The following is a 19079-nucleotide window of genomic DNA, read 5'->3' on the forward strand; positions in this document are numbered from 1 at the left end:
GGTGGAGGAACTCGACGAGCGGATTGCCCGTGAGCGCGAGTTGCTCGCCACCGAAGTCGTTGTGGATCGGATCGACGAACTCGAACGCAGGTTGCGGGTAGCAGCTGCCCGGCCGGATGATCAGCGGGCAGCTGAGGAGCTGGAGCGACTGCAGGAGATTGCGCGGCTGTTGGACGCGGCGGCGGACGATCTGCTCAGGAACCGGATCGAGCTGGACGACTGGTTCGGCGCGGTCGAGGCGATTTTCACCACTTACGGTTCGCTGTCGCGTGAGCTGGGTCTGGTCGGCCGGCATGGGGACGGCGATCCGGCGACTGTGCAGCGCCGACTGAAGCGGGGCTGGCTGGAAGCGGTCGAGCACCGGATCGAATACCTGCGATTCGCTGTCGGCAGTGGGTTCCGGGGACTCGCCTGGGATGGGTTCGAACTGGCAACGCTGTCGGTCGCGGAGTTGGCGGGCCTGTCCGACAGGTTGGCGCGGGACTTGTCTCCGGACAACCCGGCGCGAGATTTCCAGCACGCTGCGAAGCAGGATCTGCGCGAGCTTGTGCAGGAGCTGCTGACTTTCCTCGAAACCGGATTGGGTGAGCTGGCCGCGCATTACCGGAAGCTGGCGGCAGATGCCGACAAACACGAGCGGGTATTGGCCGATCTGTCGGCGCAGGTGCTGCTCCGGCCGAACCTGCCGGAACTGCCGCCGCCCGGTGCCCGTGAACGGGCCGACCGGATCTGGCTTCGCGGCGCCGAGCTCATTGCTGATGGCGAATTCTCTACTGTTGGTGAATTCTTTGCCTCGTTGAGTGCCGACGATCGGTGGGCCTTGGCCGAAGGGGGACTCTCGGACGCGGCGCCGGCCGATCTCGGCGGGATCCCGGCCCGGTGGCGCAACCGGATCAACCGCTACGAACTGGCCCACCGTACGGCAGCAGGCGGCGATGCCGCGGAACTGGTGCGCATTCTGGCAGCGGCCGAGCGGACTGCGGTGCGGCTGCCCGGACATCCCCCGGTGCATCTTCTGATGCTCGATTCGCCGGTGATCGCTTTCAATGATGTCGACATCAGCGAGTACGTCACCGGGCTGGAACTGGGATTCGCTGCGCCACTGGCAGATTGGGCTCTGGCGGCCGATCGATCCCTGCAGGATACCGGGGGGACGTACGAGGACTGGTTGGGGCCGGCCGCCGACCATTTCGAGATGACCGTGCTCGAGACCGCACGCCGAGGCGGGGACGAAAATCCGGCTCTCGTCCTACATCTCCCGGCCGACGAGGGCGAACGGGAACTGTTCGGTGCGACGCTCGACGGATTGCGGCGGACACGCAATAACTACCCGGCTTACCGGGGTTCAGCGGGTCTCGAGCGGCTGTGGGTACAGCGCGAATACTTCGAGCCACCAGATGAGAGCGGAGCGCTGCCCCCGCTGCACACGGTGATTCCCTCACCGGCCGCGGACACGCTCGCGCCGGGAGTGAGCAGGCTGCCTTCGGTCCCGGAGCCGGCCCCCACCATCTCCGACGGCAGCGCCGACTACCGCGGCCCGTATACGTCCCGGATTCGCCCGCTGCTGGAGCATGCGTTGGAAGGGCAGGCCGCGGACTGCGCTATCTACGAGATCGCCGAGGCCACGGGGCAGGATCCGCGTACGGTCGCGGTCCCGGGTGCTGACGAGCTGAGCAGCGCATTGAGCGGTGTGTGGATCAGGGGTGGGGTCAGCACCGATGAGCTGGATGAATCCCAACCGCCCGATCGCCGAGTCCCGGGGCGAACGGCGTGGGACAAGATCGCCGGCCGCCTGGTGGCTCTGGGACCCGGATCCAAGGCGTGGGTTGTCGACGAAACCCCCGGTCTGGCGACCTCGCAGGGCGGGGTGGGTGCGCACCTCACGGTGATGGAATTCCAGGGCATCGACAAGGTGGGCCGCCCGATCGTCAAGGAGCGGCAATTCCATACCGGGGAAGCGGTGGCGGATGCGCTCGAACGGCCGGAAACGACGATGGTCGAACAGGATTACGTGTGGGGCCGGCGTCGGATGGGGGTCGATTCCACCTATGTCTTCATCAAGGACCCCGATGGCGCCGATTGGGTGCCGGACGGTCAGCCGGCTGTATACGTCGAGAACAACGGTGAACCCGGCGCCGATAAGCCGGCCACCCTGATCGGTCGTGCCATTACGCCGCCCGGCTCGGATGAGCCCACACCGGCAGCCATTCGGCAGTCGCTGCACTTCGGTCCGGGTGATCCCGCGGCAGCAGGCCGGGTGACCGCCGAGAAGATCGACGACGCCCTCCCGGGGTGGCCCGGCGCCGCGCGGGCTGATGTGGCGAAAACAGTGGAGAGCGTGCTGGCCTTCGAGATGCCGGGTAGCGACACCACCGTGCTGATCGAACCGGCCGGGGCCGCGCTACGCGTGACCGTCGAGAGCGCAGGTCCCGCCATCGGTCCGCCGCCGGGATCGGTGGATGTTCTGGACGGCGGTCTGCGCGGCGGCACCGCGGACGAGGTCGTCGGCCCGGGGGCGACGACATGGTGGGTCGAACGGGGTCCGGGGGACCGGCCACGGCGCGTGGTGTGCGTTTTCGAGCTTCACGGACGAGCCCTGGCCGTCGCCGACCGGAAACGAGAGAGCGGCCCGGATCGAACCGCTGCGGTGTTGCCGCTCGGCGCGGCCGAGGTGGCATCGACGGAACCGACGCAGTGGGTCATCGATATCTTCGAACAGCAGATCGGTGTGCGCCGGGCGGCGGATCGGGCCGCGGTGGCGGCATTGACAGCGAAGCTGGTGGCACCGCACCGTGGCGATCCGGATGCCACCCTGAACGCGCGGGTTTCCTGGTCCGGGTTGCTGATACTGCAGGTCGCGACGGGCGGTACCGGGCCCGGGCCGGAGGTGGTGTTCCGGAGTGCGGATATACCGGACGGTGTGTTGGTCATCGGCGACGGCGACACCGCCGACACGGTGGTGGCCGAGGTATCTCGCCGGGCGCGCGCCGCGATGCGGTGGCACCGCTGGACCGATGAATCGCAGACCCGTGCGGCCGGCTTGGCGGTCGAGCTGAGGCTGCGTGCGGTGCTGGGCGGGAATCTGGATCGGATCGGCGCGATCGCGGCGCGAGTGGTCGGCGACGAGCCGGGTTCCCGCGCGGTGCGGGTCGAGCTCGGTCGCGAACCGGGTGTGCCGCCCGAGACCGTGGTGCTGGAACTTTCCGAACAGTCCGTGGAGTCCCCCGCTCGTGACCTCGCCGGCAGCAACTATGTCGAGATCGACGATTCGGCCCGTCGGTCCCGGGAATCGGGCTCCGGGGCGGCGAAACGGTTCTTCGATAACAATCAGTGGCTGGCCGCAGCGTTCCGGTCGGCCGGCACCGAATCTGTCGTCTATGTCAGCGACTTCCTCGACGGATCCGATGTGTTCTCGGCGGCCGAATGGTTCATCGCCGAGGGCGCGTGCACGGATCCGGCGGGCCGCACGCCCAGCGAGGTAGTCGCGCCGCATCTCGACGCACTGCTCGGGCCTGCCACCCCGAGCGACGTGACGGGTCGGCAGGAGGGCCCGATCGGGGAGGCTCTCGAGGATCATCCGGAAGCGTTCACCAGGGCCAGGATGCTGGTCGAGGCGCTGATCGACAAGGTGCCGGTGGGGGGTGCGACACCCGGCGTGATCGCCGTAGCGGTCGGGACGGGGGCGCGGGGCGTGGAGTTCCGGGCCGTGGTGGCCGACCGAGATCCGGAAGACCCGGTAGGTGAGCGGCGGGTCGAAGGTCTGGTCGAGGACGGGGTCGCGGAGCGTGCTGGTTCGGACTCTTGCGGTGAGTACACCATCACCTGGGCTGCGTTCCCGATCCGCACCGAATCCGCCTCCGGCAACCCTCGACCCGAGACCGACCTATCCGATCGAGCGTCCGGTCCGGCTGATTCACCGGACCCTGCCGCCGATGCTCTGGACTCGCACGAACCTGTCGCCGATCGACCCGAGGCTTCGGCGCCCGGTCGCCCAATGGCCGGGTGGTTGCAGTCGATCGCCGAATCGGTGGCCACGGCGCTGCCGTCGGCGGATACGTATCGGCAGGTGACGCAGAACGCCGCGGCCGTGCAGGTGGTGCACGAGCTGTATGAACTCGGAACCCGGGAGTCCGTGCTCACGGTGACCGCGACCGAAACCGGGCAGCCTGAGCTGGTCGCGGAGTTGTGGTTGGCCGGGACCGTGGTGGCAGCGGATGGATCGGCGGCCGATATACCGGCCGGGGAGCTGATCGCCCGGGCACTGACGGGATGGGCGAACCCCGGGCATATCGAGCATGCGACCGCCGAGATCGCCAGGTGCACACCCGGTATCGCCACGGTCGACGATGCCCGACTGATGATCACCGTGATCGGAACCCCTGGCGGACGCAGCGCCACCCTGGACATCGAAGGGGATTACCAGCGGTATCGGCTGGAGTTCCGGGAGACAACGGCGTCACCGGTGGTGTGGTCGATGGAATCGGCCGAAACGCTGTTCGGGGACGACGACGCTCGGGCCGGCCGGAGATTCTTCGGCGAGGGCGATCCTGAGCTCCGCGATACCCGCCGGCGGCTACTGGCGGCCTACCAGCAGGTGCGCCCGGCTCTGCTGTGGCTGCTGATGCAGTGCGCGACCACCGGCCGGTGGAGCGATCACCAAGTGCTTTGGGATATCCAGCGATACACCCGGCCACTGGCCGATACGCTCGATATCGGGCCCATCCTCACCGGACCCAGAATGGGCAGTTTCGAGGACCTCGCCGCCGCCGCGCCCGAGTATGCAGGCAAAAACCGCAATCCTGGAGAGGTTTTCGCCGCTGCCGGTCTCCCCGCGCCCGACGACACATCCGCGGAGACAGTCCAGGCGGTCGCCGCCCTGGTGCGGGTGCACCGGCTGCGGGCACTCATGCGCGCGTTGGAAACCGTGGCCCCGATGGAACAGTTGGGCGACCGGATTCGTGATGTGGACAATGCGCTGGATCTGGCGCAGCAACTGATGAACCTGCCGGATCTGCCCGAGGGCGTCCCGGGGCTGCTGGCCGGGCTGGAGTCGCCACCGGTGAGTAACCGGATCTGGCCTTCTCCGGAGGAGATGCGGTCCGGTCTGGTTTCGACGGGTCAGCCGACCGGTGAACAACATCCGACACCGCCCACAACACGGCCCTCCACCGGACCCGCGCCTTCGCCCGGCTGGGGTGACGACGGAATTCCCGGCCACGATGCCGGTGGCCGCCGAGGCCGCAAACCGGTGCGCCCGGGCCAGGACGCAGTCACGGACTTCGCAACGCTGCATATCGACGGCGGCGGCACCGGGCGGAACTCCGCTGGAGATGAGGGCGCGCAACCTGCGCCGTCTTCGGTCAACTCACCGAATTCGCAGACTCCGCGAACGATCGGGGTCCACGGCGATGGCAGCGCCGCCCGGCCCCCGGAAGTGGAGGAACCGGGACCGGTCGCCACCGACGGACCCACAACGGCGGACCCGAAACTGATCCGCGAGCGGCTCGACGACCTGACCGGTATTCGTTCGAAGCTCGCTGTCCGGCTGCGGTTGAGTCCGAACGAGCAGAATCCCGATTCTGCGGAGTTGGCGGCGGCCCGGCGCGCGGCCGATGCGGACTGGGTGGCGCTGGCGGGAGCGGTCGGGGTGGATCCGGCGGCACTCGCCGAACGGCGGGACCAGATCGCTCGCCGAATCGCCGACCTCATAACGCTCACAGCGGTCGTCGCTGAAATCGACGCCGTGGAGAATATGCTCGATGACCTGCTGTCGCGGAAATTCCAACAGGAATGGACAACTGTTCGCGGCACATGGTTCGGCCCGCATATCCTGCTGGAACCCGCATACGATTCATCACCCGCCAGGCTGTTCGTATTCGCGACTGGGCAGGGACCGCGGCATCGGCAGGCACTGGAACAACTGATCGCCGGAAATCCCGAATTCGCGAATGTGCTGGATCCGGATTCGGAGTACGAGGTTCGCGGATACGAACTATGGATTACTCCGGCCGGCGGGCAGATCCAGTATCAGAGTTTGCCGCTGATATCCGATATCGCGAGCAATGCCGAACTCGGTGCGTTGTTCCTGCAGCATTACCTCACCTCCGCCGGCCGGGGGTCCATGGGCTTCGGCACCTGGATGCAGTCGCTCGGCGGTTTCGACTCCTCCACTACGCTCGCCGACCTGGCCGCGCGGTTCCCGGCCGGCGACGACCCCGCCCCGGACAGCGCCCCTGAACTGGTACACCAGCTGCTCACTGGACCGAAACCCCACTTGGGGCGCCGCCGCGATTCGAGCCGGCCCCTCGCCCTCGTCGACAGGACGATCAAGGTGGGCGGCGTCTCCATCACGGTGCCGATGGCGCCGGGAGGTAAAGGGTACGTAGTTGCCCGGCACCGGGATCCCGGTGAGACCGACGCGGTGATCTCGGAGATATTCGCCGGATGGGACGCACGCCGCCCGGATGGGCTCGCGCGAAGGATCGCGAAAGCACTGAAGAGCGGCGAGGTGGCCCCGGCTGGCGGGAATCCGTCCGAGGTCGTTACAGACGACAGCCGGCAACGGTCGTTCGACGCGGAGGTCGCCGCCGCCCGCCGAATCCAGGCCGTGGCAGCGGAATCCGCCGATCCCGGCCACGCCGAGCGGCACAGCGTCATCCTGGACCGTCTCACCACCGCACCGCGGCCTCCCATCCGGCCGGCCCTGCCCCCAGCGCCGGACCCGGCGATCCGCCGTTCGCTGCTACCGAAGCCGGGTGACGGGGCAGTGTCGTGGGCGGGCCGCACCGAGCGGGGCATCCCGAGTGGGATGAGCGTTCCGGACCCCGACGAACTCTTGGACGGTGGTAAGCGGAGGGCGTTGGATTACGGGACGTACGGACGTCGCGGGATCGAGAAGCTCGCGCAGTTCCAGGCGACGGGGGGTGGCGCCGAGCGCGGGGACTCCGGCCGGTCGGAGCGGACCGACGAGTTCGCCTTCGATCGGCACAGCTGGCAGCAGGAGCGGCAGGCAGTGCTCGATGCGGTCGGGGATTCGGTGGCGGTCGAGCGGGATGCCGGTAGTTCCGATGACGGCCGGTCGGAGATCCGGCAGGCGATCGAAACACTGGCGCCCGGTTGGTGGACGGACGAAGGGATTTCCGCGGCGGCCGATACCGCGGTGACTGTGGTCGCTGACGCGGTGCGGCGTGGGCGGATATCGGCGACCGTGGAACGGGCCGAGTTCGGCGTGCGGGTGAGTGTGGAGATCGACGGGGATGTCGAGATGCCACCGGAGGTGGTGGGCGCGCTGGAGCGCGGCACCACCACCTGGCGGATCGAGACAGGGGCGAGAAGAAGTCACCTGGTATTCGATTTCGAATCCCTGGACGGCACCGTGTGGGTGGCGGAACGCCCCCTCGCCGACGACCCGGTGTCGACCAGGCAAGAGGTGCGGCCCGGGCTGCTGCGGCAGGAATCGCGTGACCCGGCCACCGCGGTCGGCGAAATTCTGGCGGAGTTCGGTGGCCCGCATCGGCAGACGGATCGGGCGGTAGTGGAGACAGCGGCCCGGGAGTTGCTGCCGGTGCGGACCGGCGCAGATTCCGGGCCGAACCAGGGCGGGTCGCTGATCGTGACGGTGACCCGCTCAGGGCTGGTCACCTTGACATTCCACAGCACCGATCCCACCGACCGGCTGCGGTCATACCACCGGATAACGGTCCGGTCGTCGGGCCGGCTCGACGACGGTAGGCCGGTCGGCCCCGGCGAGCCCGACGAGGCCGTGGCGGAGGACGTGTCTCGCCAGGTGCGGGGCAAGATGGAGCAGCGCGGCTGGACCGACCCGGAAGAACTCGACGCGGCGGCCACCGTGGTGCGCTGGAAGCTGCGTACCGAACTCGCCGGACATCGTGATCGGGTCGGCTCGGTGTGGTCGATGGTGCAGGGAATCCCGGATCAGCTGGTGGTGAAGGTTTTCCTGACAGCACACCACGACGCGACGATGAATACCGCGGTGGTCGAGCTGTACGAGCAGGCGGTGCACTCGGCGCCCGGTAGTGACTACGCGGAGATTCCGCTGGTTCGGTCGGCTCAGGGCGTAGAGCTGGACTCGGCTGCTGCCAGGAGGTTCTTCGAGAACCAGTGGCTGGTCGCCATGTTCCGGTCCGTCGCCGTGGAGCCGTCAGTTCTGGCGCATGATCTGCTCGCCGGCGCCGATGTGTTCTCGGGTGCGGAATGGTATATCGCCCCGGGGGCGTGCGCGGATCCGGCCGTGGTGTCGGGCAGGCTCCAGGAACTGGTCGGGCATGTGCTGCACGAAATTCCGGAAGCACGCTTGCGGGCAGAGCGGGTGATTCGGGGATTGGTCGAGAACCTGCCGGTGGGTGCGGAGTCCGACGGTGTGGTGTCGGCGGCGGTCGCGATGGGTGAGCAGGGCCTGGAGTTCCGGGTGACGGTGGCGGACCGGAATTCCACAGGTGCAGTAGGTGATTGGCGAGTCGAGAATCTGATCGGTACCGGGGATGCGGAGCGGGTGGGTGCAGAGCATTGGGGTGGCGGCACGATCACGTGGGCCGCATTTCCCCTAGCCGCCACCACTGTTTCCGAGGGTGATGGTCAGATCGGTGCCGGCGGACCGAACCATGGTTCCGGCCGGGCGGATTCGGGCGGCAGCGACTCCGCGCGGGACGGTGGAGGAACCTCACATCGAGACGGTGGGTCGTCGGCAGATCCTGCCGTGGTGGCCGGCGCCGGCATCGGTTCGTCGACGCAGCACGCGGCCGATGAGAGCGGAGAATCGGCGGCGGGGTATCCGAGTCCGACTCAGTGGTGTCCATCGGCCGATATCCGACGGGAAATCGTCTCCCGGGTGCGGGCATTCCAGAAGGAAGGGATGCAACGGGTACTTGCCGATCCGGCGTGCGCGCGAATGGTGATCGAGGAGCTGGGTCATCGATTCGTCGAGGAAGATGTTCGGATCAAGGTTAAGGGGCGCAGTGCCCATATCGCGACACCGCTGACCCGATTGTTTCCACCCGATCAGATCGCTTATCTGCGGTACTCGATGGAACGTTCGATTGCCTCGGGTTGTGTGCAGTTCAAAATAGGTCAATCGACGCTGGACCATATGCTGCGCCACCCGCAGCAGGTCCGGGCGTCGCTCGCCGCGGATTACGCTGACGGGGAACCCGAATACGCGGCCGGTTGGCTGGATGACGACTATGTCATGCACGCGCGGGACGGGTATCCGAGGGGCAGTGGGAAGCATGCGTTCATGCAGGCGGCTGTACGTTTCCTGAATGCCGGCTGGGACGGCCTCGATCCGGTGTGGCGTGATATCGCTGCGATCAAGGATGAACGGTCCGCCGACCGCGCCCCGATCCTCGACGCGGTACCACCGCAGCTGCGGGCGGAACTGGACCTGCCCGCTCATTTCGTCGACGACGGTGTGGCATCGGTCAAAGGTGATCCGTCGGTGGTCAGCGCAGCCACCAATATGACCAGTGTCCAGCAGGTGCTGTTGGGTTTCCTGGACAGTCTCGGTGATCACCGAGATGTGCTCGAAGGTATGTCCTGGGCCGATATTCAACGGGCGGTGATCTCGTCACCGCAGAAACTCAGTGTCATGGCGGGCCTCACTTTCGTCGCTCTCGGTGGGTTCACCGAGCCGCGGAATCCACCCCGGTTCGCGCTGACATTCGATGCGGAGACGAAGCAGCTCTCCTCGATCACGCTGACGGGTGAGGCGAAGTATGCCCGTGCCAAGACTCGACCGGGTTTCTGTCCCGGATTTCAGTCGCTCGAGTCGAGTGGTGGTCAGGCCGAGGCCACGGCACGACAGATGGAATCGATTGGGGAAATACTCGGCGGTGCGCCGAATCGGAGTATTTCCGGCTCCAACACCCTGTTCCAAGTCGGCGCCCTACTCCTGCCGTTGCTCGCGCGCGACTACCCGGATCTCGGACCTACTCGCCACTCGGTGGTCGGGCCCTATGAGGCCCCCAGGCATCGGCATCTCGGGTCGGGCGATGGTTCCGGGATGTCCGTGCAGGACGGCCCGGTGTGGTCGGGGCCGTACCGGAAGCAGGGGTTGCCGGAAGGTATCGTGGACTACCACACACCACCTAGTGGAGTGCCCGGCGCCGGCCGGTACGGGAAGCATCGCGGGATCGACAGTCCAGATATCGCGGAAGAGGGCGGCCCGTCGGCAGACGGGACGTCCGTACTAGTACAGACCAGTGTGGGGCGGATCGTCCTCGGACTGCTGGCCTCCGGTGAGCCGGACCAAATAATAGCGACGCAGCTCAGAGTTCCCATTGCTGACGCGTGTGCTCATGTGGACCGGGTCATCGACGAGTTCGGCGCGGGCGATCGGGCCGTGTTGGTGGATGTCCTGCGGTACCGCGGGATACCGGTTGCCGAGGAAGAAGTCGCGCAATTGCGGCTGCGCGCGGGGTTGACGAGGACCTTGATCTCAGGTGTGGGTGCGTGGCAGTCGGTGTGGGCGCGGCTGGCGTTACTGAAGGTGTCCGACGCTGTGTTGGCGGATATTGCCGGTCGGATGGGGGCGGTGTGGCAGCTCGTCACCGAATCGGTGGACGCGGTGCGTGATGGTCACCGTTTGAGCAGTGAAGGGCATTCCGCAATCGATGCATTGGCTGCCGAATTGGTTGCTGCGCATCCACAAGGAGGCAGTCGGCTGGACCGGGGGGCGGTCGAACTGCTGAGTATGGTGGCCGAAGGTATGACGACCGCGGCCATCGGTTCCGTCCTGAGGATTTCCATCGGCGCTACCAGATCACTCCTGAACGGCATCAGCTCCCAGTTCGGTACCGGTATCCGGGAGAAGATGGTGTGGGCGGCAATGCGCGCGCGTGAGCTTCCGGCCGCGGGGTCCGTCCCTGACGCGCGGGTAGAGCTGACCGAGCGTGATGTTCAGATGCTCGAACTCATCGGGAAAGGCTGGACGCATCCGCAGATCGCCGCACAGGTGCGTGTATCGGTACGCACGGTGGGGAATAGGGCCAATGAATTGCGCGGCAGGCTGGGCGGCACGACGAGGGCCGGACAAGTAGTGGTAGCGGCGCGGATGGGTAGGCTCGCGCTGAATCTACCCGGGGATGCCGCAGAGAATACTGTGTTCGGCAGCGATATCCGGGATGGCACAGTGGGTTCCCTGGATGGCCCGTCCCTTGGCGGAGGGAATCCGCTTCCTGATTCCGATCAGGGCTCGTTGGGTGGCTGGTTGGCGGCGGTCCGAGAGCACCACGGGGTGTCGAGAGAGGATCTAGCCGGTCGGATGGGCAGATCCCTCTCGGGAGTCAAGCTGGTCGAGTTGGGTCATCGGGCGGTCACCCCCGGGTATCTGCGGGAACTCCGCCAGGCTTTGCCAGAGGTTTCGGCTGATGAGTTGCTTGCCGCTGTTGATTTTTTCCTGCCGGATGCCGTGGATCTGATCGTCGAGCTCGAGGCCATAGGAGCCCACATAGAGCCAGCCGAGCTGGGCTTGGATGTCGAGACCAGTGCGCGGCTTCGGCTCGGCGACGTGCGCACCCGGTTCAAGGCGCTGGTGACTGCGCTGGTTCAGGGCGAGCTGCCGCGCAACCCGGTAGTTGTGCACAACCTGGTCGCCGAGGTGTTCCGGCGTGTCGGCGTCCGGGTGGGCGAGCTGGGTGCCGATGCGGCTGATGCACAGGGTTGGGTGGAGTCGCTGGTCGCTGAGGTGCTGGCGGATCATGAGCGTCTCGAGCGGTACAGGCAGCACAAGGAATTCCGGAAGGCGGTTGCTGCGGCGGCCGACGGCCGAGTACGAACGGTGTTGGTGAGTGCTGTCGACCGGGACTTCGTGGCTGCTGTCGCCGGTTTGGCCGATCCGAAGCATCGTCAGGTGTTGTTGATGCACTTCAAGGACGGCCGGTCGAAGGAGGAGGTCGCTGAGGCGACCGGGCTGACCGTGCCCGGATTCGACGAGTTGATTCCAGTGATACTGCGGGAGTTGGCCGTTGGGTTGGCGCCTGATCGCGCTGAGAGTCTCGGCGGAGCAGGATCGCCACCAGGGTCGACCTCGATGGACGTGCGGTCGGTACCTGCTGTCGCACGGTCGGCCGGATGGGCTGACCGGGACGGAATCCCTGGAGATGACGGCGGGGCCGGGTTCGGTCGTGCCCGCAAACCAGTGCGTCCAGTGCAGAACCTGGTCGACACAATCGCAGTGGCCAATATCGATGGTGGTGGTACCGGCCGGCGCGATGACGCGGAGCGATCGGCTTCGGAGCCGGTCGCTGCGGCTGAGGGTGTCGCCGCAGTGGAATCCGGACGCCTGACCGATATCGAGCGGCGGGTGCTGGGATTGCTGGCGGAGGGGGCCTCGGATGCGGTGATCGGGGAGAAGCTCGATATGCCGGTAGGGGAGGTGCGAGAGTCGGTCGCTGATCTGGTGGTGGCATTGGGCGCCGGTGAGCGAGCGGTATTGGTGGACGTGGCGCGCTTCCAGCGGGTGCCGGAGACCGAGGCGGAGTTCACCGAATTCTTGCAGCGGGTGGCGTTGGTGCGGGTATTGCAGGCGGGTCTGGGCGGGTGGAAATCGGCTGCGGCGCGGGTGGCAGTGGCGCGCTTGACCGATAGGCAGTTGCGGGTGGGGCTCGGAGCGCAGGGGATTCGGTGGGGGTTGGTTGCTCGGGCGATGAGTGCCGTGCAGGTCGGTCGTGAACTGGATTACCGCGAGCGTTTCGCGGTGGGCGAGTTGGCGACCGAGCTGGTGTTCGTGGATCGGCTCGTGGGTGGCAGCCGGCTCACCGAGCGTCAGGTTCAGGTGCTCAGTCTGGTCAGGGAAGGCAGAACGAACGACGAGATCGGCCGGGTGCTGGAAATATCCGGCGAGACCGTCAAGAGTCACCTGCGAACCATCCGCAAGAAATCCGGCACCGGGGCGCGTGCGGAGATGGTGCTCGCGGCGATCACGAGGGGGGACCTTCCCCTCGCCGGCGCACCGGAAGACTCCGGACAAGCGCCGGACCAGCCGCCTACGAGCGGGAAGCGGACGGCGGCCCAGGTGGTGAGGGCCGCCGGTGCCGGTGAGCTGACCCTCCCGCTATCGCAATCTCCCACCGTGCATCCGCCGGGAGACGGCACCGCTGACTATGTGGCGCCGGACGGTTCGACGCAGGAGCTGCGGCCGGTACTCCCGCGCCCTGTTCGTGAAGGCCCCGATCAGCAGTTCGCGTTCGTCGACAGTGGACGCCGGGAAGATCTGGGGCGGCTCGCTTCCCTCCTGCCCGACGACGTGCTCGATGAGACCGGGGTGGAGTACTGGGTGCACGTCGCGGCGGAACAGGAGGCGTTGTACAACATCAATCGCAACGCGTTCTGGTATATCCCGGGCGTACCGCTGCCGCGGCCGGGGGAACCGTTCGGTTCGGAATGGGCCAGCAACCGGGGGGAATGGTTCGATGCGTTGTTCTCCGGGAACTGGGAGAAGCTTCGCGAGGTGGAGTTCACCGAGAAGGATTTTCTCGAACTGCGCCGTATCCGGAATCGGGCACCACTGTATGTGACGGCCGCCCTGATCATTACGGCCGGATTGGCGATCGATCAGCTGGTGCACTTCCGTAAGTTCAGTTGGGATTCTGTGCTTTTCACGCAGCAGAGAATCATTCGCAAAGGGAAGACGGTCACCATCTGGAAGTTCCGTACCCTGCCGAAAGACGAACCACAGCGGTCCAGTAGCCGTGATGTCCTGGAGCGGATCGGCGCATTTCCGAAACTCTTGCGGAGAACGTCGGGGGATGAGCTGCCGCAACTTCTGGCGATCGCGTCGGGCCGGATGCAATACATGCAGGCTCGGCCGCTTCTGTACGACGATCACCGGAAAATGAACAGGGTACTCGGAAAAGCGAGATATGCGGCCTGGGGACCGAGGCTGAAGAACGACCTGTGGTCGGCGTTCCATTATCCGGGCTGCCGGGGTTTGGAAGCGCAGGGGCGCGATTATCTGCTGTCGCGGGATTCGAGTTCGTTCCTCTGGTCGAGGATCGGCAGCGGGCCCGCCGAAGAGTACATGTTGCCGATCATCGACCGGTATGTGCTGCGGACATTGCTCGAGGCAGGCTCCGAGCTGCCGCTGGATATCGGGAGCGACCTCGTGCAAGGGATCGCCGGCCTGATGCCCGGCGAATCCGGGGAGCAGTTGCTGGACATTGCCGATCAGTTTTTCGGCAACACGGCGCGACAGGTGCGCGCGGTGCTCCAGGGGACGGTGAGCCGGGCGGCGGCCTGGCTGCTGCCGACCGGCGGGAAAGACGCTGTCCCCGAGGAGGATGGGACCGCGCCGACCCGGCATCGCACCGCACCGGACCCGCATCCTCAGCTATTGCCTGATGGGCCGCCCGACCCCGCCGATGCCCTCGGCATGTCGCCGGAGCAGGCCAGAGATCTGGGGGGTGCGCCGGTCGAGGTCCGGCCGGAAGGCAAGCCGTGGCTCGGTTTCGCCGACGCTCCCGACACGGGTGATGACGCCAAGGCGATCAGCTCCGCCCCGGGGCCCGGCGGCTCGGTATCCGGCACCGGCTCGGCGGAGATGCGGCGGCGAGCGTGGGTGGCAGAAACCGGTCCGCGGATGTTCCGGGAGGTTCTGGCCACGCTCGGATACGCGGAGAATATGCCGGCCGGTCTGAATGCCCTCGAGCTGCTGGCCCGGGAAGTTACCGATGATGTGGGGGCGACGGCGGAGCATTACGGCTGGCGGGTGCCCGATGGCCGCGAGCTGGATGACTGGTTGCGGGAAATCGCTCGAAAAGCCCTGGACCGTCGGATAGGCGAGCGGGTGCGGAGTGCTGCCGTGGAACGGTTGCGGACCGGCCACTGGGGGGCCGAGGAGGACTCCGCCGACGTTCCACTGCTGGCTGCGGCTCTCGAATCAGCACCCCACGCGGTGATCCACGAGGCGCTGAACCAGCGTCTCGGCAGGCGGCCTCGCGAATGGTTGCGGCTGCGATATGGCCTGGGTTTGCCGCCGGTGGCGGCGATCCGCCGGTCCGGCCGGCGGGGTGTGGGTGAGGTAGCCGACAATCTGGACCGGTCCGCGGTCCAGGCCATGGCCTCGGCACTCGTCGGCGTGCATCCGTTGAATCTGGATCACCTACCGGAATCGGGAACAGAAGCGTACGAGTTGCTCGCCCTCCTCGTCCGGCGGCGGTTCCCGGCGGAGATGGTGGCTGCCGCGGACGGTGATCCGGGCCGGTTGCGGGAATCGATCGCCACCCTGACCGGACCTGTGGCGGAATACTGCACGCTGCGCTACCTGCACGGGCGGACAGCGCCTCAGATCATGGCGCTGATGGATATCGATGACGGGACCGAATCGGCCCTGAATATGCGTGTCGACGACGAACTGATGCTGTCGCTGGAGGGGGACCGGGAGCCGCCGGCGGTCGATATCGAGGGCTGGCTGGACGCGCTTCCGCCGACCGGAGCCGCGCGTGACCGGGTGACAGCAGCTGTCCGTTCCCGGCTTTCACCGTCACTGAATGAGGCTTTCACCGGAGATCCGGCGGATTTGGGTCGCGCGATCGATGAACTGGAGCCGCGGGCGCGGTCGCTGTGCTATCTGACGATTCTGCTGGGCAGCACATTGCTGGAGGCAAGTCGTGCCTTGATGATGACGCGGGCCGAGGCCCAGCGGATTCGTGCCGAAGCCTCCGCTCGGTTGGTGCAGTCGTTCGAGGCCACTGGCCTACCCCAACAGACGCAGAGCTATATCAACCAACGGCTCGAGGCCGCGCCGGCCGGGCGGGTGGCGGTGGGGCAGGTGGTCGAGTTCGATCCCACCTCGGGTGCCGAGCCCACGGCGACGGATCTGGCACGGGCGGCGGGGGTCACGCTCTGGACCGTGATCCTCGTGCTGAACCGGAAGGTAGTCGCCTCCGAGGTCCATGAGCGAGTGGTGGCGACGGCCGAGCGGATCGGTTTCGAGTTGAGCGCTGAGGTCAAGGAACCCCAGCGGTTGCCTCGGAAGGTGAATCTCTCCGAGGTCGCGGGCCGGGCTGGAGTACGAGTCAGCACGGTGGAGCGAATGGCGGCGGGAAATCCGGTGCCCGTCGCTGCCCGGGCGGCGGTCACGGCGGCTTTGGATGAGCTGGATTGCGAATTCCGGGACGGGCGCGTGGTACTGCGGGAACTCACTCCAGCGCTCTCTATGAGAGCGTTCGCCCGGATGGCCGGGGCGTCCTTCGGGACACTGCGGATTGCGCTCAACGGTGGAGTGGTCCGTGCCGATAGCCTCGAGAAGATCGCCGCCGCCGCGAGCCGGGAGAGACTGGTATTGCCGCCGGAAGTTCTCGCGCCGCCGCTGTCCGGGCCGTCGCAGATGGATCTGGCGCGTGCGGCTGGGGTGTCGATCAGGACTGTGTCCACGATGCTCCGGGGCGGGCGGGTGAGTGATGAGACGCGGCGTCGGGTGGTCGAGGCGGCGGAGCTGATCGGTTTCGAGTTGCCGGCCGGGGTGGGTGAGGCGCCGGCTTCCGCTGGTCCGTCGCAGATGGATTTGGCGCGTGCGGCTGGGGTGTCGATCAGGACTGTGTCCACGATGCTCCGTGGTAGGCGGGTGAGTGATGAGACGCGGCGTCGGGTGGTCGAGGCGGCGGAGCTGATCGGTTTCGAGTTGCCGGCCGGGGTGGGTGAGGTGCCGGCTTCTGCTGGTCCGTCGCGGGCGGATCTGGCGCGTGTGGCTGGGGTGTCGATTCAGACTGTGCACACGATGCTCCAGGGTGGGCGGGTGAGTGATGAGACGCGGCGTCGGGTGGTCGCGGCGGCGAAGCGGATCGGTTTCGAGTTGCCGGCCGGGCGGGTGGCGGTGGGGCAGGTGGTCGAGTTCGATCCCACCTCGGGTGCCGAGCCCACGGCGACGGATCTGGCACGGGCGGCGGGGGTCACGCTCTGGACCGTGATCCTCGTGCTGAACCGGAAGGTAGTCGCCTCCGAGGTCCATGAGCGAGTGGTGGCGACGGCCGAGCGGATCGGTTTCGAGTTGAGCGCTGAGGTCAAGGAACCCCAGCGGTTGCCTCGGAAGGTGAATCTCTCCGAGGTCGCGGGCCGGGCTGGAGTACGAGTCAGCACGGTGGAGCGAATGGCGGCGGGAAATCCGGTGCCCGTCGCTGCCCGGGCGGCGGTCACGGGGACTTTGGATGAGCTGGATTGCGAATTCCGGGACGGGCGCGTGGTACCGCGGGAACTCACTCCAGCGCTCACCATGAATGAATTCATCCAGAGTGCCGGGGTGACCTTCGAGACGCTGCGGATGGCGCTCAAAGGTGGAGAGGTCCATACCGCGAGCCTCGAGAAGATAGCCGTCGCCGCAAGACGTATGGGGCTGGTATTTCCGCCGGAAGTTCTCGCGCCGATGTACCGGCCGTTGCAGCTGGATCTGGCGCGTGCGGCTGGGGTGTCGATCAAGACTGTGTCCACGATGCTCCGTGGCAGGGGGGTGAATGATGAAACGCGGCGTCGGGTGGTCGAGGCGGCGGAGCTGATCGGTTTCGAGTTGCCGGCCGGGATGGGTGAGGTGCCGGCTTCTACTCGTCTGTCGTGGGCGGATCTGGCGCGTGCGGCTGGGGTGTCGTTCAGGACTGTGTCCACGATGCTCCGTGGTAGAGGGGTGAGTGATGAGACGCGGCGTTGGGTGGTCGAGGCGGCGGAGCTGATCGGTTTCGAGTTGCCGGCCGGGGTGGGTGAGACGCCGGCCGAGGAGCCCGATTCCGGGTGGTGGAGAAAACCGGCGGTGTGGGACGGCTCTGCACCGTATCGGTCCGGCGACCAGGAGAATCGCGGTCACCCGGCGGTCCAGCACGCCGGGGACAGCGTTGAGTTCGACTCGGCGGAGCCGGACCCTCGGCCGGCCGGGGGGCCGAAAGCGTCGAAACTGGCCGCCGATATCGAACGGATCGTCATCGAGGCGATGTCGACCGAAGCACCCGAGCAGACGTCGGCGCGCACAGGTTCGGCGGCTCGTGAGCGATATGCCTTGGGTTTGCAGGTGATCGATCTGTTGGGGGCCGGGTGGTCGGATTCTGAGATCGGGAAGTCGCTCGGGTTGCCTCCGGGGTCCGTGCGGGGCTTGGTGGAAAATATTGTGGAGGTGTGCGGGGCGGGGGATCGGGCGGTGTTGGTGGATGTGGCGCGGTCTGTGGGCGGGCCGCGGTCGGCGGGTGAATGGGAGAGCTTCGGGGCGCGGGTGGGGTTGGTGCGGTTGTTGCTGGCGGGTTTGCCGGTGTGGCAGTCGGCGCCGGCCCGGTTGCTGTTGTTGCGGATGAGTGATGCGCACGTGCAGGAAGTCGTGGGGTCGGTCGCGGGTGGTGCTGAGCTGATCATGGGTGCGGTCGAGACCGTACAGGCCGGTCGTGCGCTGGATTCCGGGCAGCAGTCCGCGGTGGGTGAGTTGGCGGCTGTGTTGCGGAGCAGGTTCACGCGTTCGGATCATGGTCGGCTGACTCTCCGCAAAGTCGAGATCATGTGCCTGGTCGCGGAGGGTTGGTTGTACAGGGACATTGCCTCCACTCTGGGTATGTCCGTGCCCACAGTCAAAGAACACGTGGCCCAGATCAGCCGGAGTGTCGGCGCGGATAGCCGATTGGGTCTGGTGGCGGCCCTGTTCCAGGGTGGCGATATTCCGTTTGCCGGCTGCACCCCCCGCCAGCGGCCCGAGCCGACGGAACAGGAAACCGCGGTTCTTGCTCTGGTGGCGCAAGGAATGGACGACGAAGAGATCTCCACGGAGCTGTCTCTACCGATAAGTTCTGTGCGAAGTTGCCTGCAGGGCGTGAGTCGTAGACTCGGCGTCAACGGTCGGGCGGCGCTGTGCTGGGTCATGATTCGCGCGGGTATCCTCGCGCCCCGGCTACCTGGCTGGTCGTTCAATGGACCGTCGGCTCGTCGTGCCGGAACCGAACCACAGCCGCTACGTTCGGCGATGCGGGAACTTCCCGGTGCGGGACCCGCATCTCGGGGTGGGAATGCCCCGGAACCCGGGCGTGCACCGCGGTTTTCGTGGATTCGCGAGGTGCCGGGCGGTGCGGTCGAGTTGGATCGTCCGGGGCGATTCGCGGAGG

1 protein-coding gene (running past both ends of the window) is annotated in these 19079 nt (G+C 66.9%); it reads left to right on the top strand.

All 19079 nt of this window come from inside a single coding sequence — locus ABZ827_RS03555, LuxR C-terminal-related transcriptional regulator (protein ID WP_357232294.1), on the top strand. Of the gene's 96180 coding nucleotides, 43367 precede the window and 33734 follow it; the stretch shown corresponds to coding positions 43368-62446, spanning codon 14456 (partial) through codon 20816 (partial); the first complete codon in view begins at position 2. Both the start codon and the stop codon lie outside the window.

The sequence above is a fragment of the Nocardia sp. NPDC019395 genome (assembly GCF_040632335.1).
GTDB lineage: Bacteria > Actinomycetota > Actinomycetes > Mycobacteriales > Mycobacteriaceae > Nocardia.